Here is a 20364-nt window from a genome sequence, read left to right on the forward strand (position 1 = left end):
CCCGCATCTCGCCACCCACCCTGCCGGGCCTATAGCTCAACGGTTAGAGCAGAGGACTCATAATCCTTTGGTTCCAGGTTCGAATCCTGGTGGGCCCACCAATGAAATGCAGGCACTTGGACGCGCGTCCAAGTGCCTTTTTTGTGGCTCAGGAAACTATCGGGAAATGTCTTCTTCTTCTTCGCTGATCGCGTAGTCGGCGTCTTCTGGATAAGCGATTGCGTGTGCGGTATTCATCGTGCTGCTCTGCTGTGATGCGCTTGCTTGCGCAGCCAGGTGAGGACATCAACTGCCGGGTCCTCATGCATGCAGACATGCAGCCGACCCAGCACCACGCTCTGCGCATCGCCGCCCGGCAAGACGTCATCAACGCCCATGGCTTCGCAGGCGATCAGGACCGGCGGAAGATCAGGTTGCGCGTGGGAATGCAGCATGGCCAGCACATAGCCCTGCATCATTTCGAAGCTGAGGGTGACGCCTGTGCAGACGCGGAACTGTTTGCTCATGCTCATCGCCGCACCTGCGCATACAAGGCATCGACGACAGCGATCGCTGCAGCAGCGTCGGCAATCGTGAAGGTGTGGATCGCTTTGCGTGCACCTGCGAGGTGCGCCATCAGGCTCAGCCACGCGGTATGGCTGCATTCGAGAGTGGTGGCGATCAGACCCACATGCTGGGGCATCTGCCGCGCCGCAGACGCGGGCGCTACTTGGGTGTTGTAAGACATGCTGGATTCCTTTTGTGTTTTGGAATCCGCCACGCCGAGACCAATCGGGGTGGCGGACAGTGCGCGGTTGGTCTGCCGGCCAAAAGGAACCGGTGGGCCTTGCGGCCCCCGCGCACCGCCCGCCATAAAGCTGGCCGGCATGCACCCGCGACGATGCGGGCGATTAAAAAGCGCCGTGCATCGATCGATGGGCGCTGGTGCGCCTTTTGATTCGGGAGACCAATCCCGGTCGCCGAATATGCGGCGACGTTGGAATACTCGCTCCGCCGCTTGGAGCGTGTCAACGGGGAAAATCCGCAACGCTATAGCAATAGTCTCGAAGCACCACACTTCACAGCTGTGGCGGTGCCGAAACTATTGGTGAGCGCCGCGATCCTTAAGGCAGTGTTGGCCGACATAAGCGTATGCCGGCGCGAATTGCGCCATCACTCCATGCAGCAACTTTTTCAGTTCCAACCGTGCCAGCCTGACCGAATTACGCCACGAGCAGCGGCGTAATCTCGTCCCACCGCAAGACCACGCAATGCTCAAGAACCTCCGTTGTTGCGATTGCGCCCGCCTGCTGTGCAAGGCCGGCGCCTTCGATGAAATCCAGATAAAGTGCCCGCGCTGCGGCACACTCAATCACCTGGAGGCCGAGAGCCTCACCTCCGATCGCCGCGAGCGAATCCAAGAAGGCTCTCACCATGAAAAACCAGCTCCTGCAGGGCGACGCCCTGACCATCCTGCCCACGCTTGAAGCCAACTCGTTCGACGCACTGATCACTGATCCGCCTTACGCGAGTGGCGGCCTGACCGCCGCTGCCCGTGCTCGGCCGCCCTCGACCAAGTATTGCCGGATGGCGGGCACGCCGACTTCATTGGCGACGAACGAGACCAACGCTCGCACCTGAAATGGACGCATTTGTGGCTGTCGGAGTGTGCGCGTGTGCTCAAGGATGGCGCCCCGGTGCTGCTGTTTACGGACTGGCGGCAGCTGCCGCTGACCACCAACGCGCTGCAGATCGCCGGCTTCACTTGGCGTGGCATCACCGTGGGCAAGACCGAAGGCGTGCGGCCGCAGTTGGGCCGCTTCCGCAACCAGGCCGAATACATCGTCTGGGGCAGCAAGGGCGACATGTCGCTGGTTCGCCGTGCGCCTGTGTTGCCTGGTGTAGTGCTTACCCGGTGCTCAAGGCGGACAAGCACCACCTGACCGGGAAGCCCACCAAATTGATGCTGCAATTGGTGGAAATTTGTGAATCTGGAGACCGAATTTTGGACCCCTTCGCTGGAGTGGCGCAACGCTGGTAGCAGCCGAGTTAGGTGACTATAACTGGGCTGGCGTTGAGATGACAGCTCACTACGCTACCGTTGCACGTCAGCGGCTAGCGGACAAAAACCCACAGTAACCCAAAAGAAAAGGCTCCTTTAAAGCAGCCTTTTCGTCGCATCTTCCTTGCTTTTATCGACCTTTAGAATAATTTGCAGGTCGGCCTAGAAATATGCGTGCATCAAGTTATTATCAATAATTAGCAGTTTCAGCGGTACAGCGCTTAGCTACACAAACAATTTTGTTGATTGTGCCGCCTGGCGTGGAGCCTGAAGAAAATGAAACCGTGCCACCCATGCGCTGGATGTGGGCAACCATCGGAGCTAGATTATCTCCACCGTAGTTAGTCCAAGTTCCAGATATTTCACTTGCTTGCTTCGGAATAAGCTGGCCTGCAGCCGTCCTCTCGCTGCCAGGTTCAGATTTACCGTTCTGCTGTGTCAGGTCAACAATTACGCTGACGTAGGAGCCGTCCTTGAAGACGACTCTGAAAATTAAACGTGCCTGATCCCGGAGTCCGGTGTAGTTGCTCGTCAGCTGGAGCATATCAGTCATGGCTAACAAAACATTTGAACCGGTAACCTTTTCCATGATGGTAATGCTACCCACTGCCGACTCAACCATCGCCCTAAGGTTTGCATCGGTCACGTAGTCGTATGCGCTCTTCTCACGCGCGTCTGGATTCAAGCCGAGGCTCTCGACCGGCATGTTGTAAGTGGGGCGAATCGTATTGCCTGCAATCACATACAACGTATGCGCTTTTGAAACCTCTTGAGTAGCGCCTGTCGGTGGTGTCTGCTTCTTCACTACTGGTGTTGCTGCAGCGCTCACTGCGGTTGGGATGGTTCCGCCGCCGCCTGATCCGACATACCACTGCTGCACGGTGTTGTATGCAACGCTATATACGACGTGTGTCCCTGTGCCAGCTTTGACAGCCTCTGCTCGGAAATCACCGTCTACCTGACATGTTTCGCAACGAATTGCGGCCGCTTCCGCGTTGCAAGAGCCAAATGTAATTCCCGTTGCGAACAATGCCATCCATACATGCTTCACAGACACTCTCTTTGTTAGCTGCCAACGCAGCCTGAACAGCGTATTGCACCCCGGCTTGACTTGCAAATGGCGGTCACTTCATTGCCGCAGTCCTTACAGTGAGGTAGTGAAGCGTCCCGACAAGAACTCTTGCCGCGAGGCCCATGCTGGAGTGTTCTGCCACCCGTTTGCACCGAGGCTGGCCGTACCCCGCCAGGCGGGCGGACGCGTGCTTGATCCGCTTGCCGGATCCGACACTACGTTGGTGGCTGCCCAATCAGAAGGCTTCGAAGCAGCTGGAATCGAGATGACCGACCAATACGCCGCTGCCACTCAGGAGCGGCTTGGCGGAGTATGAGGAATGAGAGGGCAGATAGCTGCCCTCTTTTCGTGGCTAACCGTCGGTCTCAAGCAGTACGTCAATCGGGACTTCTGGATTGAGTGGATCGTCCGCGATCTGCCTGTCGGGCGTCAGCCACGTCGGTCGCCGAGCTCCCGACGGGCGGTCGAGGACGAAGCGTGGATAGGACAGCAGGAGGCCGGTATTGGGAAGTATCAGTGTCTTTACGCCGCCGGTCTGTCGCGTCCTGACCGATTTGCCGACACCCACCACGTGACCGAAGCGGTAGTCTTGGACGACGTTGGAGAACAGCACCGCCGAGGAATAGGTCAGCGGGCCGACCAGCACGTTGACGTCTCCCGTGAAGTGCGCCGGTTCTGCGGTTGCCGGTTCCGTGACGGATTCGATCGTTCCTTCCACACGCTGCCCGGCGACTTCTCCCGGCCCTGGTGTCAGCACGCGTTTGATGTAATGCGAACCGTGCCGGTAAGGCTGATCGGCGATATAGCGGAGAATGCCGTCGCGCCACATGTCGTCATCCCCACCGCCGTTTTGGCGAATGTCGATGACGAGGCGCCGGACCCGTTCTGTGGCCATTTGCGTGAAGCATGCTTGCGTGAACGCGAAAAAGCGGGCCTTGTCTGGCCAGGAGAACGTGCTCACCGTCAGTACGGCGCCTGTATTCCTGATTTCGCAGCGAAATAGCCGCTCGAAGCTCGCGTCGCGTTGCAGGATGGCGGGCAGTACCAAGCGTGACGCGGCCTGCCGCTGCCGACCTCGCCGGTCGGTGAATTCGAGATCAAAGCTCTCTGGTGTGCCGTAGACCTTGGCATAGAAGAGCCACCAGCGTTGCGACAGCAGCGCCGCACGGGCACTGGGCGTGTCGCCGTGAGTGCGCTTTAGCAGCGTACGAACGACGTCTTTGGCCGGGACCCCATTGATATGGCTGACAGAACGCCCGGCATCGGCGGACGGAGCCCCCCCAAGTCGCGCAACGAGGCGTAGATGTCCGGATGCCGCCACGGAGACCTCGAAAGGAAACCACGGGGCCCCCTGCGCGGTGGCAGAAGCGGCCGAGGCTCTCCAGTCGGGCAAGCCGATGAGGAGGTGGCCGTCGGCCAGCACAGGATTGAGCTGGGCCAGCACGGACCAGGCCTGGGTCTGATCCATCGGCCGGTCCAGATCACGCGCGATCGATTTGGCGGTGCGGTGCAGCGTCGCCTTGTCCACCATGTGTTCAAGGTCAGGATGATGTTTCTCGATGGCTTCGATCGCGGTCTGCAGGTCGGCACGCAAGTCCGCTGCAGAAACGACGGAAGCAGGGGATACGGCAACGGCGGGTATCGCAGGCGCTGTCAACAGCGCCAGGGCGGCCAAGCCCAGGGTCTTCCATCGATCGATCGACACGTCTGCTCCGGGCGGTTGATGAAGCGCGCCTTCCCGCGCGCCACTTGTGTTTAAATAATGCACACAAATTTCAACAAGCGTCTATACCCATGCGGACATCACCGCGGCATCTCGTTTCCCGGCCCGAGCAAGTGAGGCTACTGAGCTCGCCAGTGCGGCAAGAGATCGTCGACACGCTCGCCTCTCTTGGAGGAGCGGCAAGCACGGCCGAACTCGCCGAGCAGTTGGGCCGGCCTGCGGACGGCTTGTACTACCACCTGCGCGAGCTGGTCGCCGGCGACTTGCTCACGGAAGTAATGGAGGCTGGGGGCGAGCGTGTCTTCCGCCTGGCGGGAGAAGGCGCCGGCCCCGTCCGTTTGGTCTACGACCTAGCTCCCCACGGCAATGCAGACGAGTTGGCACGTTTCGCCCGTTCCCTGTTGCACGTGGCGCAGCAGGACTTCGAGGCCGCTCTTGAGGTTGAGGGGGTGATCACCGAAGGGAAGAAGCGCGAACTGTGGGTCTCGCGCAACAAGGGCTGGCTCAGTGACCGGGATCTCCAGGAGGTCAACGTACTGCTGGAGCGACTCAGCGAGCTCACTAGCCAGCCCAGAGCCGAAGGCCGCAATCGACTCACGAGCCTTGCGTTCGCCCTCGCGCCGACCAAGGCGCAGCCAAAGCGGCGCGGTACGCGGGAGGCCAAGGCCCGCAAGTGAGAAGCGGCTTGCGTGATCGATGAACTTGATCACAACTCGGGCTGAATTTTTTTCGCTGTCGCGCTTGGCACCGGCTGAATTTTTTTCAACTTGAGCTTGGTCGCGTGCCGGCTCTGCAGCTTCCGGGCTGCGTTCGCCCGGCACCCATCGGTGCAGTCCACGGCAACTGCCGGCATTGTGCGCAAATATACGTTTCATATACGATACGTATATTTGCGGCATTGGAGTTTGCATGGGCATCGTCAATATCGATGACGAACTGCACGATCAGCTGCGTCGCGCGTGCACGGTGACCAGCCGGTCGATCAACGCGCAGGCCACCTTCTGGATCAAGGTCGGCATGCTGTGCGAGATGCATCCGGAATCCTCGTTCCAGGACATCGTGGCGCAGGAACTGCGCGCGGCAGGCGTGCGTCCGCAATCGTTGAAACCGGCGCGGACATGATCAAGCGGCCGACGGAAATTGCGTTGATGGCCAACGCCGGTGCGTTGCTGGCGCAGGTGTTCCATGCGCTGGATCAACTGCCGCTGGCAGGCCGCAGCACGCTGGAACTCAACGACTTCGTCGAGCGGATGATTGTCGATGAGCTGGACGCGCGGCCGGCCAGCAAGGGGCAGTACGACTTCCCCTTCGTGCTCAATGCCTCGATCGATGATGTGGTGTGCCATGGCGTGCCATCGGCCGGGGACGTGCTGCGCAACGGGCAGATCGTCAATCTGGATATCACGCTGGAAAAAGACGGCTATATCGCCGACTCCAGCACGACGTATCTGGTCGGAGACGTGGCCTATCCGGCGCGGCGATTGGTGCAGGCCAGCTATCAGGCGATGTGGAAGGGGATTGCCGCGGTGCGTCCTGGCGCGCGGCTGGGCGACATCGGTCATGCGATCGCGCGGCATGCGCGCGAGCAGGGCTATAGCGTGGTGAAGGAGTACTGCGGGCACGGCATCGGCCGGCAGATGCATGAAGAGCCGCAGATCCTGCACTACGGGCATGCCGGCAGCGGGATGCAGCTGCAGGAAGGCATGGTGTTCACCATCGAGCCGATGATCAATCAGGGCAGGGCGGCGATCCGCGCCGAGCCGGATCAATGGCCGGTGCATACGCGCGACGGCAAGTTGTCGGCGCAGTTCGAGCACACCGTGGCGGTGACGCGTACCGGTGTGCGTGTGCTGACGTTGCGCCCCAGAGAAAAGCCGTTGTGTCTGGTCGATTGATGTATAGCCAGACGACGGCAGGCCGCAGGCGAATCTGTGCTGCACGCAAGAGGCCTCAGCTGTGCCGGGTGCGCTGCCGCACACTGAGTGGGGTCGGGTTTGTGCTCTGCCGTAAAAGCGGCGGTCGGTCCGGTTGCCGCGGCACCGATGGCGGTGCAGGAGGGCACTGCGCCCGCTCTGCAGGCCCGGCTGTCGATGCCTGTGCCAGGACAGCGCCGCAGTACCGCCGAACCGGTCACCATCACCCAGCTATCGGAATTGCCGTCGGGCGGTCTGTGGGTGGATCTGGTGGCATTGCTGGCGCGGCGGCGCAAGCGAGCGCTGGCGGATTCTTCGGAAGCCGCCCGTGCGCAGCCAGCTCGGCCGTTGGCGCCGCCGTGTGGCCTGCATGTTCGTCCAGCAACGCGGACAGACGACGATGGCAGTCGCGAAAGGCCAGCGCAGAGGCCGGCATGTCGCAGGCATCGAAGGTTCTGGCTTCGGCCTTCCAGGCGGCGAGCAGGTCTTCCAGGTCGCAGATCAGGCTCGGCATGCTGGTTGCTCCATTGGCGATATCTTCAGTACGACCGAAGGCGCTGGCCGGATGCAGTGGCGCCCGTTCGCCCGCGCCACCCTGCACGGGTGGCGCTGCGGCCGGGCCGGACACACGCGCGCATCACATCGGCGGGAGGAGGGTGGCTGAGCGGTCCTTTACCGCTGGAGCTGACCATGAGCACTAATCAAAACGGCAACCGCGGCGTAGACGATCCGACCCCGCCCAATGGCGTCAAGGCGCCGGGCCGGGACACTGCGCCGATCCAGGAAGGGCCCGCGCAGGACAGCGAGATCGATGACGACGACGGCATCGAAGACCCGGTGAAGGACGATGACGACCTGGGCGAAGAAGACGACGACGAAGACGACGACCAGTAGGCACGGCGCAGCGTTGTACGCGGGCGTGCAGCGCTGAACCCGGCATGCCGCCGGTTGCGCGGCATGTGCTGGCTGCGGCCGGCCATGCTGCCTAGACTTGCGGTTCGCCCATCCTGTGACATCCATGGACACCTCTCTGTCGCCATTGCCCAGCATCGCGTTGGGCCAGTACCGCCACTTCAAGGGCGGCCGCTATGAAGTGCTCGGCGTCGTGCGGTGCAGCGAGACGCTGGCTCCGCTGGTGCTCTATCGCCCGTTGGACAGCGATGTCGGTCTATGGGTGCGGCCGTATGCGATGTTCGTCGCGCAGGTCGAGGTGGAGGGCGTGGCGCGTCCCCGCTTCGCGCGGGTCGAATAGGCACGGCCTGGTCTGTCCGATGCTACGTGCTTGCCTGCAGCCGGCGCGACGCTAATGACGGCCGCCGCTGCCGCGCCCGTCACCACGCCCGATGGCCGGTATCTGATCGTGCGTGGCCGGCTCTGGCGCACCGCCAACCCGCATCTGCGCGAAGACGTGCGTGCCGGGCTGGTCAGCGCGTTGATGGACGCGCGACGCGCGGTCAAGGCGGCCAAGCGCGACGGCGATGCCGGGCGGCTGGCTGCGGCGCGTGCGGCGGTCGACCGTGCCAAGACGGCGCTGGGAGAGCGCGGCCCGGTGTGGTGGAGCGATGGCGCACAAGACCTCAATCGGCATCTGGTTAAAAACACCCCGTACGCGGACTGGTTTGCGGCGCTTGCCGCGCCCGATGCCTGAGTGCGCGTTGCAGCGGGCCAGGCGTGCCGCCGCCTGCACAGACAAGGCCCGGAAATCCCGGGCCTTGTCCGCTGGATCAAACGCCCGGCGATGTAGAGCGGCTGACCAGGCTGTTGCGCTCACCGCCAGGTGGGCGCAGCCGGTACCCAGAATCGGCATGGACCACTCGGATACTCCGGTTCCGGGCGTGCCGTCCGCACCACCTGACGCCTACTTGCAACAGGGTGTCAGCCGCGCTTGATCGACGTGGCTAGAAAAAGAGAGAAACCGCCTTCAGCCCAGATCGCAATTGCTCGGCTGCGGCCAGGTGGTGGCAGGCAGCATGGCCTTGACCGCGGCCGGTGCAGTGATGCCGATGGTGCTGGCGCCGTAGAGGTCTTCCAGTTCGTCGATGCTGACGATGTAACTGTCCAGCGAGCCGAGGGTGGCGCTGTTGGGAATCAGCCAGCTGATTGCGCGGGTGCCGCCGCCGGGGTTGGCGGTAATGATCGTCTTCCAGAAGAAATCCGGGGTGCGGATGCCGTGGCTGCTCAGGAAATAATCGTTGGTTGTGTCGCTGTAGATCACCCCGCCGTAGACCTGCACGCTGGCGATGTCGCGGTAACACTCGGCCACGTTCTCGGCGCGCACCCAGATGCCCTGGTTGAAGCTGGCTACCTGCGGCACGATGTTGGACATCAGATTGGCGCGACGGATGTAGGTCGCGTTGTAGTCCATGTGGTTGGACGTCACCAGGTGCCCGCGATCGTAGCCGGTGCGCGCGCTGGCGTAGGAGGCGGTGGAGGTCTGGCCGGCGCAGCCGCTGGGCAGTTCGGTATCCAGATTGAAACTGGACGGGCGCGCGGCCGAGCCGGTATCGGCCTGCAGGACGTACTCGTAGCGCAACGCGGTGTGGTTGGTGCAGTCGTAGCGCAAGCTGTAGCCGCCCTTGTTGAGGGTGACGACCTGGGCGTTTGCGCTGGCACTGGCAGCGGTGAACAGCAGAACGGCAAAGAAAGTCCGGAAGCGCATGGGCAGTGAATCTCCTGGAAATCGATCGGACGCACGACGCCACCGCCGGCTGCTGATGGGCAGATCGACGCTCAGCGGAACGCGCGCTGTAGGGGGACGGTTGGCTCGCTATCTAACGAGCGCGACAGCTATCGCACGCAAATGTTGCTTGGTGGTGACGTATGCGTGAGGAATGTGCGGTCGCACCGTTTTTTTCCACAGGAATGTGATGCATTCGGCGCATTCGTTGGCATGCCACCGGCAAGCGATAAGTGTGCGGTTATGCCTGGAGCGCGCGAACGTGCCGCTGACGCATGCGCTGTGCGGTGGCGCGCAGCTGCGCCATCGGCAAAGCCCGGTGGCTGATGGCGTGCAAGCGCACACCTGGAGCTCGGAGTTGCCCCCCAGCACCAGCGGGCAGCAGCCGACGCCGGCGACAGAGGCGGGAGCACCGCAGCGATGGTCAGCGCCGCGACGCGCACATGGCTCGCCCGCAACGATCCCGGATCACCGCTGTCTGCGCGGCCAACGGATACAAAAAACCCTCTCCTGCACTCCGTGCAGAAGAGGGCGCCGGATACGTCGCGAGACGATCCGCTCGATCGACTATGCGAGCTCTGTTTCCCGCTGCGTTACGCCGGCAGGCTCCAGCTGGAACTGCGAGACCAGCTGGGTCAGGGTGCTGGACTGCTTCTCCATTGCCCGTGCCGCGGCCATGGCCTCTTCCACCAGCGCTGCATTCTGCTGGGTGGTTTCGTCCATCTGGATCACCGTCTGGTTGACCTGTTCGATGCCCGCCGATTGCTCGCTGGATGCGGCGGTGATCTGGCCCATGATGTCGGTGACCCGATTCACGCTGGCGACGATCTCGGTCATGGTGGTGCCGGCCTTGTGCACCAGCACCGAGCCTTCGGCCACCTTGCCCACCGAGGCGTCGATCAGCTCCTTGATCTCCCTGGCCGCAGCGGACGAACGCTGCGCGAGCGTGCGCACCTCCGAGGCCACCACCGCAAAGCCGCGGCCCTGTTCGCCGGCACGTGCGGCTTCCACCGCAGCGTTCAAGGCCAGGATATTGGTCTGGAACGCGATGCCATCGATGACGCTGATGATCTCGGCGATCTTCTTGGAGGAGGTTTCGATGCCCGACATGGTGCCGACGACCTGGCTGACCACCTCGCCACCCTTGGAGGCCACACTGGCCGCAGTGCGCGCCAGTTCGTTGGCCTGCAGCGCGTGTTCGGCGTTCTGCTTGACGGTGGAGGTGAGTTCTTCCATCGAGGCGGCGGTTTCTTCCAGGCTGGCCGCCTGCTGTTCGGTACGCCGCGACAGGTCTTGATTGCCGGCGGCAATTTCGCCGGCCGCGGTATCGATCTCCGACGAGGAATGCTGGATGCGCCCGACGATGTCGGTCAGGCGGTCCACCGTGGTGTTGGCATCGTCGCGCATGCGCGCAAACACGCCGGCAAAGTCGCCGTGCATGCGCGTGGTCAGGTCGCCGCCGGCAATCGCCTGCAATACCTGCGACACCGCGCCCAGGCTCTTGTCCGAGCTGCTCATCAGATGATTGAGGTCCACCACGATCTGGCGGAAATCATGCTCGAACGCGGTCTCGTCGCCACGTGCGCCGAAGTCGCCCGCCGCTGCGGCCGATGCCAGCCGCTTGATCTCGCCATTGATCGACAACAGGCTGGCCCGCACATCGTTGATCGATTGGCTGATCACCGCCTTCTCGCCCGGCAACGGCTCCAGCTGCTGCGACAGGTCGCCGGCGGCATAGCGTTCGGTCAATGCGACGATCTGCATCGTCACCGCGATATGGCTGGACACCAGCGCGTTGCTGGCACGCACCATGCTGCCGAATTCGCCGGGGAAGTCCTGCTCGGCGATACGGTGACTGACCATGCCGGCTTCGTGCTTGTCGCCCATGTCGGTCTGCGCCTGGATCACGCGACGCAGCTGACGCTGCATGCTGTCCATTGCCTGCAGCAGTTGGCCGACCTCGTCGTTGCGGTCGATCGAAATGCGGTTGTCCAGCTTGCCCGACGACACCGCATGCGCAATGCCCACCGCACGGTGCAGCGGCTGGGTGATGGCGCGTGCCACGATCCAGCCGAAGGCGATGCACAGCACCGCACCGACCAGGCCCAGCACCAGCCCGCCGATGCTTGCCGCCACCGAACTGTCCACTGCTTCCTGCACGGTGCCGCGGAAGCGTGCATCGGCGCGCTTCTGCATGGCGGTCAGGGTGGTGCGATAGGTTTCCAGTGCCGGTGCCATGGCGCTCATCTGCGCCGCATCGGGTTCGCGCTGCTCCACGAACGCGGCGGCCACGCCGTGCGCCAGGCTGTAGTACTGATCGAACTGGTTGCCCAGGCGTGCCAGCTCCGTCGCATTGGCGGGATCGGATGTCTGCAGTTTCACGTAGGAGGCGTGGATCTCGTCGGCCACCGGCTTGGTGGCCGCCAGCATGTCGGCATCGCCGGCGGCAGCGGCGCCGTTGAGCCCGTTGATGAGCTTGTCCAGCGCAGCCACGTTGCGCGTCATGGCGTCGAGCATCGGAAAATGCACGTCGCGTACCGCTTCCAGGCGGTCGTTGTTGCGGTGAAAGACCAGCGTACTGAAGGCCACATAGCTCGAGAGGCAAAGGATCGCCACCGCGGCCGGCATCAGGATTTTCCAGAACAACGGTAGCGACAGGATGCGTCTCATGACTTGAGTCTCGAGCAGGTGGCGGGTCACGGCTTCAGGACGACCTTGACGCTGGCGTCGACTGCGCTGGCGCTGATGTAACCGATGGCGCCCGGCGTGGCGGCAACGGCCTTCTTGACCGCATCGTCGCCGCTGACACGCTTGGGACGCTGCGCCTTGCCGGTGAACATCAGCTGCGACCAGTACGACTTCAGCTGTGCCGCGTCGCGCGCGGCGACCTTCTTGTAGAACTCATCGCGGGTGGCGACGCCTTCTTCCTGATCGATCGGCACCGCCGCGCCGCCACCGGGCACGCTGTTGGATTTGGCCAGGAAGATCTGCGACACCTGCGCGGCGCTGAGGCTGTCCGGGCCGCCCTTGGCCGACATCACCACCACGACATCGGCATTGGCGCAGAACGCGCTCAGCGACAACGCAGCAAGCAGGGAGGCTGCAAAATACTTGGAAATGGTCATGGGGGCTCTCTTAGAACACGAAGTCGACGGAGGCCGACAGCAGGTTGTAGCTGCCGCCCGGACGGAAGCCCGGCTGGATGTTGTTCAACGATCCGAACGATCCCGCGTTGTTGTTGATGTGGCTGGCCTGCAGCTTGAACGCGACGCTTTCACGCGCGTCCCAACGCAGCGATGCGGTGAAGCTGTGACGGCCGCTTTCGGCCTGCGCCAGTGCGCGCGTCATCACGCCGACCGGATCCTGGCCGGCCGCGATGGTCGGGCCCTTGCGATCGACGTTGGCATAGGTGATCGACGGCGTCAGCGTGCCGAAGCGACCGCCGACACTGAGATAACCGGAGGTGGTCTTGCCGTTGAGCGAGGGCGAGTAATCGGCGCGGATCACTTCGCTGCGCAGGAACCAGCTGCCCGGATCGTAGGCATACCCCACGCTGGCAAAGCTGCCGTCCACGCCATAGGTGGTCAGGCGATCGGCCAGCGCGGGATTGACGCGCTGATAGACCGAGAACAGGCGATCCAGCGACGGTGTATCGAAATCGGTGGTGCCCACGATGTAGGCGGCGCGGAACGTGGACGCACCCGATTCCAAGCCCAGCGCCAGGCCGCGCATGGCGTACACATCGGCCTTCTTCGAATTGATGCGGCCGTAGAAACCCTGCACGCTGACCACACTCTCGCCGGCGGTGATGGTGTAGACGCCTTCGACGCCGTCCATCGGCAGCAGGTAGTTGTAGACCTCGTACGGCGGACGCACCCACGGGGTGGCGTAACCGACGCGCTGGTACTCGGACAGCATGTACAGCGGCGCAGTGATGCGGCCCAGGCGCGCAGCGAACTGCGGGCCGAACTGATACTTCACATGCGCCAGCGTGACCTTGGGATCGTAATCGCCGCGTTCGGCGTACTCACTGGTCACCTGCAACACGCCGGTGAACTTCTCGGTGAAATTGGCATTGACCTGGCCGGCGATGCGCGAGTCCGGGCGTGCCGAGGTGGAGTGGCTGGCACCGGCACCTTCCACGGTCTGGATGTCGGGCGTGAAGTCGGCCTGGTCCTCGGTCGAATGCACCACGCCCAGCGTGCCGAAGCCGCTGAAGGAGAACATCGAGTCCTGCTGCGCGTAGGCGCAGGTCGACGATGCCAGGGCGATGGCGCCACTGAGAAGCTTGACGGTCAGTTTCATTGAGAATCTCGGCTGAGTGGGTGGTGGACGCTGCGCCATGAGTGGCGCGCGGGCAGAACGTGAGTGAGCGTCGCAACGCCCTGGATTGCGGTAGCGGCCGTCTGCATCGTTGCTTTAGCGGGATTTTTACAATCTGGAATTAAGTTAAGAAGCCGAAGCGCTAAAAAAAGATTGACGATAGTTTTGCCCTATCGAGACGCGCGTTCTACGTGTTTGAAACAGCTGGCATGAGTATCTGCGGACATAAGCGTCCGCATCGGTGGCCTGCCGATTACCAGCGCGACAGGTGAGGGAGGACGGAAGGGAAAAAGCCCCATTTTCTAGGTCAAAGTGGATATCACTGCCTCTGCTCTGAGTGCGCACGCAAAAAAACGCCACGCACTGGCGAGCCAGGCGTGGCGTTTTTTTTTGTTACTTCGAGCGGGCGTACCAGTTGCTTATCGCCAGTGCGATGCGGCCATCGGAGATTTGGTCCGGGTGCATGCACACGCGAGGAGATACACGACCGGCAGGTACTGGAAACGGTTACTGCTGCCGCGCCGGCAGTTTCGACCACCACCTTGATCCCGAACCGGAAGCCGGCCAGCCAGGTCACGCCCACTGCGGTGACGGCGGGTTAGGGCGCAGGGTTCAAGGCCCGCACAGGTGATGGATCGCTCACTGCGGCGATGAAGCTGGCGCCCTGCCTGCCAACAGTCACACAAACGTGCGTGCCGATGCGGCTTGTCTTATGCGCTGTGCGATGCGACAGACCTCCGAGCTGCAGTGCCGATCCCATAGCGTGGAATCGGCACTGTGCGGGTCAGTCCGCCAGCTGACGCCGCACCGGATAACGCCAGCCGTTGATCGCCGCATACGGCGAGCGCGCATAGATCCATTGCAGCCGCGCATCGCCATCGGCGCGGAATGCGGCATCGTCTGCGAGCTTGCGTTCGAAGGCGGCGCGCAGGGCGGCGTCGCTGCGCAGCACGCGCTCGCTGAAGTCCACCAGTTCGGCGCCGTACAAGCCGCTGTCGGGGCTGCCGGCATTGCGGAAATGTCCGCTGGCCAGCAACGAGTCGCTGCTCTGCGGCTCCAGCAACGCGGCCGCCAGCATGCGCATCGGTTGATCGGCAGGCACGCGGACGCTGCCGGCGGCGAAGGCTTCGTCCGCTTCGTCGGCCTGCGCTGTCTGGGCGCCGGCCTGTTTCACCACGCGGATCTGCTGCACCCTGATCTGGCGCGGCTGCTGCAGGCGTTCGTAGCGGATGCCGTGCGCCTTGAGCAGTTCCACCACATCGTCGTTGCCGGGCGGGATCCACCAGGCCAGCGGGTAGCGCACCGCCTGGGTCTGGCGATAGCCGATCACCGGCATGGTCCAGGTTTCGTCGCGGCCTTCCCAGCGCAGTTCCTGCCGCCCGGACACCGGCGAGAAGGCGCGGGTGTAGCTCACGCCCTTGAACGGTACCTGGGCGATCGGCTGTTGCAGGCGTTCCCAGGCCACCATCAGTTCCTGCGGGCGATCGGCGCGATCGGCGCGCTTGGCCGCATCGATGTTTTTTGCATCGCGGGCAACCACGCGCAGTGCTGCTTCCAGCAGGACATAGTCGCCCAGCACGCGCTGCCGGTAGGACTTCAAGCGATGGTTCTCCACCAGCACGGTAGGGATGCCGGCGAAGTCGCCATACCCGGTGGAATAGCGCGGGCCTTCCGGGGCGTGACGCAGGCCCGATCGCGGCTCGTCCTCGTTGATCAGGCTCGGGTAGATGGCCGGTTCGTGGCCCTGTTTGCGCAATGCGGTGTTCACCGCCGGCGTAAAGCGTTGCTGGAGCCAGTCGGCGGTGGCGCGCGAGCGTGCATAGGTGCCCCAACCGGCGAAGGTAAAGGTGATGTCGTACTGGTGATCCAGCCCACCGCTGACATGCAGGTCGATGTAGAGCGCCGGATCCAGGCGATGCAGCAACGCGACCATCGCGCGCGTTTCCGGCGCTTCCAGGATGAGGTAGTCGCGGTTGAGATTGATGCCGCGCGTGGTGGTATTCCAGCCCATCTGCTGCGGGCCGCGCAATGCGGCGCCGATCAGCGGGCCGCGCTGCTCGTGACCGTCGGCATTGAAGATCGGCACGAACACCAGATCCACCTGGTCGAGCAGGTGGTCCTTGCCGCGTTGCGCGATATCGCGCAGCAGCATCAGGCCGGCATCCTTGCCATCGATCTCGCCGGCGTGGATGCCGGCCTGCACCAGCACCACCGGCTTGCCGGGCGCGCCCTTGTGCGCGCGGACCAGCAGCAGGTCGCGGCCCTCGCTGCTCTTGCCGAACACGTCCAACGACAGCAGCGGCGAGGCGGCGACCAGCCGTTCCAGCCACGCGCGCGTCTCGTCATAGCTGGGCGTGCTGGCGAAATCGCCGCGCTCCACCGGCGTACTCCACGGATCGTCCGGTCTGACGATCAACGCCTCGCTGGCCCCATGCCAGGCGCGTACCGGCGGCAGCGGCGCGCTGGTATCGATGGATTGCGCACTGACCTGTGCGGTGGTGAACAGGGTTGCGGCGAGCAGGCCGGCGGCTGCGCGCGCGGTGCTGCGTGCCGTGATCTCGGCTATGGCGTTATCGGCAGCGAGTTCGGGCAGGTGCGAAGCGTGCGGGGCGGAGGGGCGCGTATCGGAAGTCATGGGGGAGGTACGGGAGCTCGATTGAGGGGAGGACGTGGCAGGGCTGCTGATTCCGGATGGCCGCATCGGCAGCGGCGGCGGCCTTTGAAAGGTGCCACGCCGCATCGACGCATTGCAGCAGGTTGCATGCGTCGGGATCTGGTCATTCCCTACGCGCAGGTTGCGCGGTGCGGGGAGTTCGCTGCCTCCGGCGCTACAGCTAACAGTAGGGCATTTGCGTAATACAGTAACATTTGAGTCGGGCCACCTGAAGAAGGCCGGGACCTCGGCGGCCACCGTCGCGCGTCCGCTGCACGCGACCTCCGGCTTCACGAAGCGGGCGATTACCAGCGGGACGTGCCGATTGCAGGCGCTGCGGAGCCTGCGTGTTTTCGCGGCATCTCGGATATAGGTGTCGCCAAAGGCAGGACGCAGCGCGTTCGCTGATAGTCGGTTGGCGCGCTCGAGAGGCCGTCCGACTCAAGCATCTATCGAAATGTGATAACGTATCATTTCGTTGACCCATCGCCTTGTCATGCTTTCCAGTCCCACAGCCACCCCCGCGATCTCGATCAGCAACCTGCATGTGGCCTACCGCGGCCGTGCCGTGCTGCAGGGGCTGGATCTGCAGGTCGCCCCCGGCAGTGTCTACGCCTTGCTTGGCGGCAACGGCGCCGGCAAGTCCTCCACGCTTTCCAGCTTGCTCGGCTTCGTCAAACCCGCCTCCGGCAGCCTGCGGATCGACGGCATCGACCCGGTCGCCGACCCTGGCGCCGCGCGTGCGCGGCTGGCCTACCTGCCGGAAAACGTCGCGCTCTACGAGCACCTGAGCGCGCTGGAAAATGCCGACTACCTGCTCGCGCTGGCCGGCCAGCGCCGCAACCAGGCCGAGATCGGGCAGGCGCTGGCCGCTGCCGGTCTGCAACGTGAGGCCTGGCGCCAGCGGCTGGCGGGGTTTTCCAAGGGCATGCGCCAGAAGGTGGCGATTGCGGTGGCCACGCTGCGCCAGGTGCCGGTGCTGCTGCTGGACGAGCCCACCTCCGGCCTGGACCCGCGCGCCATCGCCGACTTCAACCGGCTGGTGAGCAGCGTGCGCGAACGCGGTGGTGCGGTGCTGATGGTCACCCACGACCTGCTCGGTGCAGTGGATGTCGCCGACCGGATCGGGTTCCTGGAACACGGGCGCATTGCCGAAGACATCGGTGCCGGCGACAGCGGCTTCGACGTACGCACCCTGCATGCGCGTTTTGCGCGTGAGCAGGATCGGGCTGCATGAGTCCTGTGCTGTTGGTCGCGCGCGAAGAACTGCGTTTCATGGCGCGCAACCGTTCCGCTGCCATCGGCGTGGTGCTGCTGATGCTGCTCACGCTGGTGGCGGCATTGACCGCCGCGCACCATCAGCGCGACGTGGCCGAGTTCCGCGCGCGCCAGCAGCTGGCCGCGCAGCAGGCCTTCGCAGCGCAGCCGGACCGCCACCCGCATCGGGTGGTGCACTACGGCCATTTCATCTATCGCCCGTTGCCGGCGTTGGCCGCCTTCGATGCCGGCGTGGACGCGTTCACCGGCAACAGCATGTTTCTGGAAGGCCATCGCCAGAACACCGCCAACTTCGGCGATGTGCGTCAGAGCTCGCTGCTGGTGCGTTTCGGCCAGCTCACCCCCGCGTTCGTGTTGCAGGTGCTGGCGCCGCTGCTGCTGGTGTTTCTCGGCTATGGCGCGGTGGCGCGCGAGCAGGAAACCGGCACCCTGCGCGTGCTGTTGCTGCAGGGTGCCACGCGTGGGCAATTGTTCGGCGGCAAATATCTCGCGCTCGCGGTGGTGGCTGCTGCCTGCCTGTTGCCGGCCCTGGTCGGGTTGCTGCCGATCGCCTCGTTGCCGGGTCAGGCGCTGCGGGTCGCGCTGCTGGTGCTGGCGTATGCGGTGTATCTGCTGGTGTGGTGCGCGCTGGTGCTGTCGGTGTCGATGCTGTGCCGGCGCGGCCGCGATGCGTTGCTGGTGTCGCTGGCGGTGTGGGTGTGGCTGGCCCTGCTGGTGCCGCGCGTGGCGCCGGATGTGGCCAGTGCGGCGTATCGCCTGCCGACGCGGCTGGAAACCGATGTGGCGATCCAGCGCGACCTGCGCACGCTCGGCGACAGCCACAACCCGGATGACCCGCACTTTGCGCAGTTCAAGCAGCAGACGCTGGCGCGCTATGGCGTGCAGCGGGTGGAAGAGCTGCCGGTGAACTACAAGGGCCTGCTGGCGCTGGAAGGCGAGCGGCTCACCTCAAGCCTGTTCGAGCGCTATGCCGCGCGCGATTCGGCCATCCAGCAGCAACAGAATCTGCTGGTGCGCACGTTCGCCCTGGTGAGCCCCACGGTTGCGCTGCGCGAGCTGTCGATGACGCTGGCGGAAACCGACCTGCGTGCGCACGAGCGGTTTCTCGCGCAGGCCGAGCGTTACCGCTACGCGCTGGTGCAGCAGCTCAACCAGCTGCAGGCCGATGCGGTGAGCATGGCCGACGACACCGCGCAGGATGCCGGTGCCGATCAACGCAAGCGCATCTCTTCCGCGCATTGGCACGAGATTCCGGTGTTCGCATTCCAGCCGCCTGCCACCACCGAGGTGCTGCGCGCCGCAGGCGCGGCGCTCGGCCTGGTCGGTGCCTGGTTGCTGGCGGCGCTGTGCATGCTGGTGGTGGCCGGCCGACGTGTGGGAGTGGCGCGCTGATGCTGCTGTGGAAATACGAACTGCTGTTGTTGCTGCGCGCACGCGCCGCGCTGGCCGGCTTGCTGTTGCTGGCGGTGTTGACGGTGTGCAGCCTGCTCTCGGGCCAGCATGTCATCGCTGCGCAACGCGCCAACATCGCGCGTATTGCAGCGCTGCAGCAGGAAGACATCGCAGCGGTGCAAGACTATGTGGCGCGCTCCAACGACGCCGGCAGCGCGGCCTACTACAGCTTCCATCCGACCTGGGACCTGCCCACGCCACTGGCATTTGCCGCGGTGGGCATGCGCGATGTCTCGCCGTACATTTTGCGTGTCCGCGCGCTGGGCCTGGAAGCGCAGATCCACGATGGCGACAGCTACAACCCGCAGCTGGCACTGGCCGGGCGCTTCGACTACGCCTTCGTGCTGGTGTTCCTGTTGCCGTTGTTCGTGATCGCGCTGCTGTTCGATCTGCGTTCGGGCGAGCGCGAGGCCGGGCGCGCGCGCATGCTGGCCGCGCTGCCGGGCGCGGGTACCGCGTTGCTGGTGCGGCGCGTGGCGGTGCGTACAGCTGCCGTGCTGGTGTGCCTGGGGGTGCCGTTTGTCATTGCCGCAACCCTCAATGCGGTGCCGCTGCTGCAACAACTCGCGGTGCTGGCACTGACCTGTGCCTATCTGCTGTTCTGGGTGCTGCTGGCGGTACTGGTCGGGCGACTCCACTGGCGCCCGGCCGCGCATGCCACCGCCCTGGCAAGCTGTTGGGTGGTGCTGGCACTGGTCGCACCGGCGTTGGCGCACGTGGCGATCAATCAGGCGATGCCGGTCAATCAAGGCAGCGAGATCGCGCGGCTGCAGCGCGAGGCGGTCAACCATGCCTGGGATATTCCGCGCCAGCACACCATGCGGGCCTTCTACGCGCAGAACCCGCAGTGGGCAGATTCTGCGCCGCTGACCGGCGCGTTCCATTACAAGTGGTATTTCGCCTTCCACGAAAACGGCGATCAACAGGTGGCCCCGCAGGTCGCGGCCTATCGCCACGGCTTGCAGCGACGCGAAGCGCTGGCGCAGCGTGTGGCCGGCGTGTTGCCGCCGGTTGCATTGCAGGCCGCGTTGACGCGCCTGGCGGGTACCGATCTGCAAGCGCAGTTGGCGTACCAGGACCGCATCCGCGCCTATCACCAGGCGCTGCGGACGTTCTATTACGGCTATCTGTTCCGCGAGCGCCCATTTACGCGCGCGGACTTCGGGCGCGCGCCACGTTTCGATGCAAGCGCCGATCCTGCGTCATAGCGGCAGCTGCCTGTCACCCCTCAC

20 protein-coding genes, 1 tRNA gene, 1 other RNA gene and 4 pseudogenes are annotated in these 20364 nt (G+C 64.1%); 14 read left to right on the forward strand and 12 right to left on the reverse strand.

The annotated features are described in order from the left end of the window. Window positions 1–25: 25 nt before the first annotated feature. Window positions 26–101 (forward strand) — tRNA-Ile (locus FHT08_RS00540). A gap of 132 nt (window positions 102–233) precedes the next feature. Here the strand turns inward: FHT08_RS00540 and FHT08_RS00545 are convergent. The 3 genes from FHT08_RS00545 to FHT08_RS20165 all read right to left on the reverse strand — a co-directional run bounded on the left by FHT08_RS00545 (window position 234) and on the right by FHT08_RS20165 (window position 1382). Then, window positions 234–512, reverse strand: a complete 279-nt coding sequence (locus FHT08_RS00545; protein ID WP_166773950.1) for a hypothetical protein — start codon at window positions 510–512, stop codon at window positions 234–236. Further along, window positions 509–727: a hypothetical protein gene (locus FHT08_RS00550; protein WP_166774734.1), complete on the reverse strand. Its 219-nt coding sequence runs from the start codon at window positions 725–727 to the stop codon at window positions 509–511. The genes FHT08_RS00545 and FHT08_RS00550 overlap by 4 nt, the downstream gene beginning before the upstream one ends. A 475-nt stretch (window positions 728–1202) precedes the next feature. Then, entirely contained in the window at window positions 1203–1382 is a 180-nt protein-coding gene (locus FHT08_RS20165) for a hypothetical protein (RefSeq protein ID WP_343204135.1), read from the reverse strand. Here FHT08_RS20165 and FHT08_RS00555 point away from each other — a divergent pair. Beyond that, window positions 1311–1466: pseudogene (locus tag FHT08_RS00555) on the forward strand (Com family DNA-binding transcriptional regulator); the annotation flags it as partial. The gene FHT08_RS20165 and the pseudogene FHT08_RS00555 overlap by 72 nt on opposite strands. Continuing rightward, window positions 1414–2118, forward strand: a pseudogene (locus tag FHT08_RS00560) (DNA methyltransferase). The pseudogenes FHT08_RS00555 and FHT08_RS00560, both read left to right, overlap by 53 nt. Window positions 2119–2231: 113 nt before the next feature. Here the strand turns inward: FHT08_RS00560 and FHT08_RS19860 are convergent. Further along, window positions 2232–2783, reverse strand: a complete 552-nt coding sequence (locus FHT08_RS19860; protein ID WP_166774735.1) for a hypothetical protein — start codon at window positions 2781–2783, stop codon at window positions 2232–2234. Window positions 2784–3285: 502 nt separating this feature from the next. On the opposite strand from FHT08_RS19860, the pseudogene FHT08_RS19865 reads away from it, so the two are divergent. Continuing rightward, a pseudogene (locus FHT08_RS19865) lies at window positions 3286–3429 on the forward strand (DNA methyltransferase); the annotation flags it as partial. A 36-nt stretch (window positions 3430–3465) separates the two neighbouring features. Here the strand turns inward: FHT08_RS19865 and FHT08_RS00575 are convergent. Beyond that, on the reverse strand, window positions 3466–4818 hold the full coding sequence (locus FHT08_RS00575; RefSeq protein ID WP_166773952.1) for a S41 family peptidase: 1353 nt from the start codon (window positions 4816–4818) through the stop codon (window positions 3466–3468). Window positions 4819–4970: 152 nt separating this feature from the next. On the opposite strand from FHT08_RS00575, the gene FHT08_RS00580 reads away from it, so the two are divergent. The 3 genes from FHT08_RS00580 (at window position 4971) to map (ending at window position 6731) form a co-directional block, all read left to right on the forward strand. Then, window positions 4971–5513 (forward strand): helix-turn-helix domain-containing protein, encoded by a 543-nt coding sequence (locus tag FHT08_RS00580; RefSeq protein ID WP_208408798.1) that lies wholly within the window; start codon window positions 4971–4973, stop codon window positions 5511–5513. Window positions 5514–5745: 232 nt separating this feature from the next. Next, window positions 5746–5958 (forward strand): ParD-like family protein, encoded by a 213-nt coding sequence (locus FHT08_RS00585; protein ID WP_024938505.1) that lies wholly within the window; start codon window positions 5746–5748, stop codon window positions 5956–5958. Then, window positions 5955–6731 carry a type I methionyl aminopeptidase gene (gene map, locus FHT08_RS00590; protein ID WP_166773954.1) on the forward strand — a complete coding sequence of 259 codons (777 nt, stop codon included), beginning with the start codon at window positions 5955–5957 and terminating at the stop codon, window positions 6729–6731. Before FHT08_RS00585 ends, map begins: the two co-directional genes overlap by 4 nt. A gap of 241 nt (window positions 6732–6972) precedes the next feature. Here map and FHT08_RS19870 read toward each other — a convergent pair whose 3' ends face one another. Beyond that, the gene (locus FHT08_RS19870) at window positions 6973–7263 is read right to left on the reverse strand and encodes a hypothetical protein (protein ID WP_243848920.1); all 291 of its coding nucleotides are present in this window, start codon (window positions 7261–7263) and stop codon (window positions 6973–6975) included. A 176-nt stretch (window positions 7264–7439) separates the two neighbouring features. Here FHT08_RS19870 and FHT08_RS00600 point away from each other — a divergent pair, with 176 nt between their 5' ends. From FHT08_RS00600 to FHT08_RS00615, 4 genes are all read left to right on the forward strand, one after another. Further along, window positions 7440–7643 (forward strand): hypothetical protein, encoded by a 204-nt coding sequence (locus FHT08_RS00600; RefSeq protein ID WP_166773955.1) that lies wholly within the window; start codon window positions 7440–7442, stop codon window positions 7641–7643. 124 nt (window positions 7644–7767) lie between these two features. Then, window positions 7768–8001 carry a DUF1653 domain-containing protein gene (locus tag FHT08_RS00605; RefSeq protein WP_104536440.1) on the forward strand — a complete coding sequence of 78 codons (234 nt, stop codon included), beginning with the start codon at window positions 7768–7770 and terminating at the stop codon, window positions 7999–8001. 54 nt (window positions 8002–8055) lie between these two features. Beyond that, window positions 8056–8397 carry a hypothetical protein gene (locus tag FHT08_RS00610; protein ID WP_166773956.1) on the forward strand — a complete coding sequence of 114 codons (342 nt, stop codon included), beginning with the start codon at window positions 8056–8058 and terminating at the stop codon, window positions 8395–8397. Between the two features lie 157 nt (window positions 8398–8554). Further along, window positions 8555–8630, forward strand: a non-coding RNA gene (locus tag FHT08_RS00615) — sX9 sRNA. A gap of 40 nt (window positions 8631–8670) precedes the next feature. Here FHT08_RS00615 and FHT08_RS00620 read toward each other — a convergent pair. The 6 genes and pseudogenes from FHT08_RS00620 to FHT08_RS00645 form a co-directional block, all read right to left on the reverse strand. Beyond that, on the reverse strand, window positions 8671–9408 hold the full coding sequence (locus tag FHT08_RS00620; RefSeq protein WP_166773957.1) for a DNA/RNA non-specific endonuclease: 738 nt from the start codon (window positions 9406–9408) through the stop codon (window positions 8671–8673). 585 nt (window positions 9409–9993) lie between these two features. Continuing rightward, on the reverse strand, window positions 9994–12126 hold the full coding sequence (locus tag FHT08_RS00625; RefSeq protein WP_104536438.1) for a methyl-accepting chemotaxis protein: 2133 nt from the start codon (window positions 12124–12126) through the stop codon (window positions 9994–9996). Beyond that, window positions 12123–12551: a substrate-binding domain-containing protein gene (locus FHT08_RS00630; RefSeq protein ID WP_104536437.1), complete on the reverse strand. Its 429-nt coding sequence runs from the start codon at window positions 12549–12551 to the stop codon at window positions 12123–12125. The genes FHT08_RS00625 and FHT08_RS00630 overlap by 4 nt, the downstream gene beginning before the upstream one ends. A gap of 10 nt (window positions 12552–12561) precedes the next feature. Beyond that, window positions 12562–13731, reverse strand: coding sequence for a hypothetical protein (locus tag FHT08_RS00635; protein WP_166773958.1), 1170 nt, complete (start codon window positions 13729–13731; stop codon window positions 12562–12564). 532 nt (window positions 13732–14263) lie between these two features. After that, window positions 14264–14359 (reverse strand): annotated as a pseudogene (locus FHT08_RS00640) (RidA family protein); the annotation flags it as partial. 174 nt (window positions 14360–14533) lie between these two features. Continuing rightward, window positions 14534–16384: a M14 family metallopeptidase gene (locus tag FHT08_RS00645; RefSeq protein ID WP_166773959.1), complete on the reverse strand. Its 1851-nt coding sequence runs from the start codon at window positions 16382–16384 to the stop codon at window positions 14534–14536. Between the two features lie 514 nt (window positions 16385–16898). Between FHT08_RS00645 and FHT08_RS00650 the strand changes: the two genes are divergently transcribed. The 3 genes from FHT08_RS00650 to FHT08_RS00660 are packed head-to-tail and all read left to right on the forward strand — an operon-like array spanning window position 16899 to window position 20340. Then, window positions 16899–17639, forward strand: coding sequence for an ABC transporter ATP-binding protein (locus tag FHT08_RS00650; protein WP_166773960.1), 741 nt, complete (start codon window positions 16899–16901; stop codon window positions 17637–17639). Continuing rightward, window positions 17636–19072, forward strand: a complete 1437-nt coding sequence (locus tag FHT08_RS00655; RefSeq protein ID WP_166773961.1) for a DUF3526 domain-containing protein — start codon at window positions 17636–17638, stop codon at window positions 19070–19072. Before FHT08_RS00650 ends, FHT08_RS00655 begins: the two co-directional genes overlap by 4 nt. Beyond that, on the forward strand, window positions 19072–20340 hold the full coding sequence (locus FHT08_RS00660; RefSeq protein ID WP_166773962.1) for a DUF3526 domain-containing protein: 1269 nt from the start codon (window positions 19072–19074) through the stop codon (window positions 20338–20340). Before FHT08_RS00655 ends, FHT08_RS00660 begins: the two co-directional genes overlap by 1 nt. Window positions 20341–20364 lie beyond the last annotated feature (24 nt).

The sequence above is a fragment of the Xanthomonas sp. CFBP 8151 genome, assembly GCF_011761885.1.
GTDB classification, from domain to species: Bacteria; Pseudomonadota; Gammaproteobacteria; order Xanthomonadales; family Xanthomonadaceae; genus Xanthomonas; species Xanthomonas arboricola_B.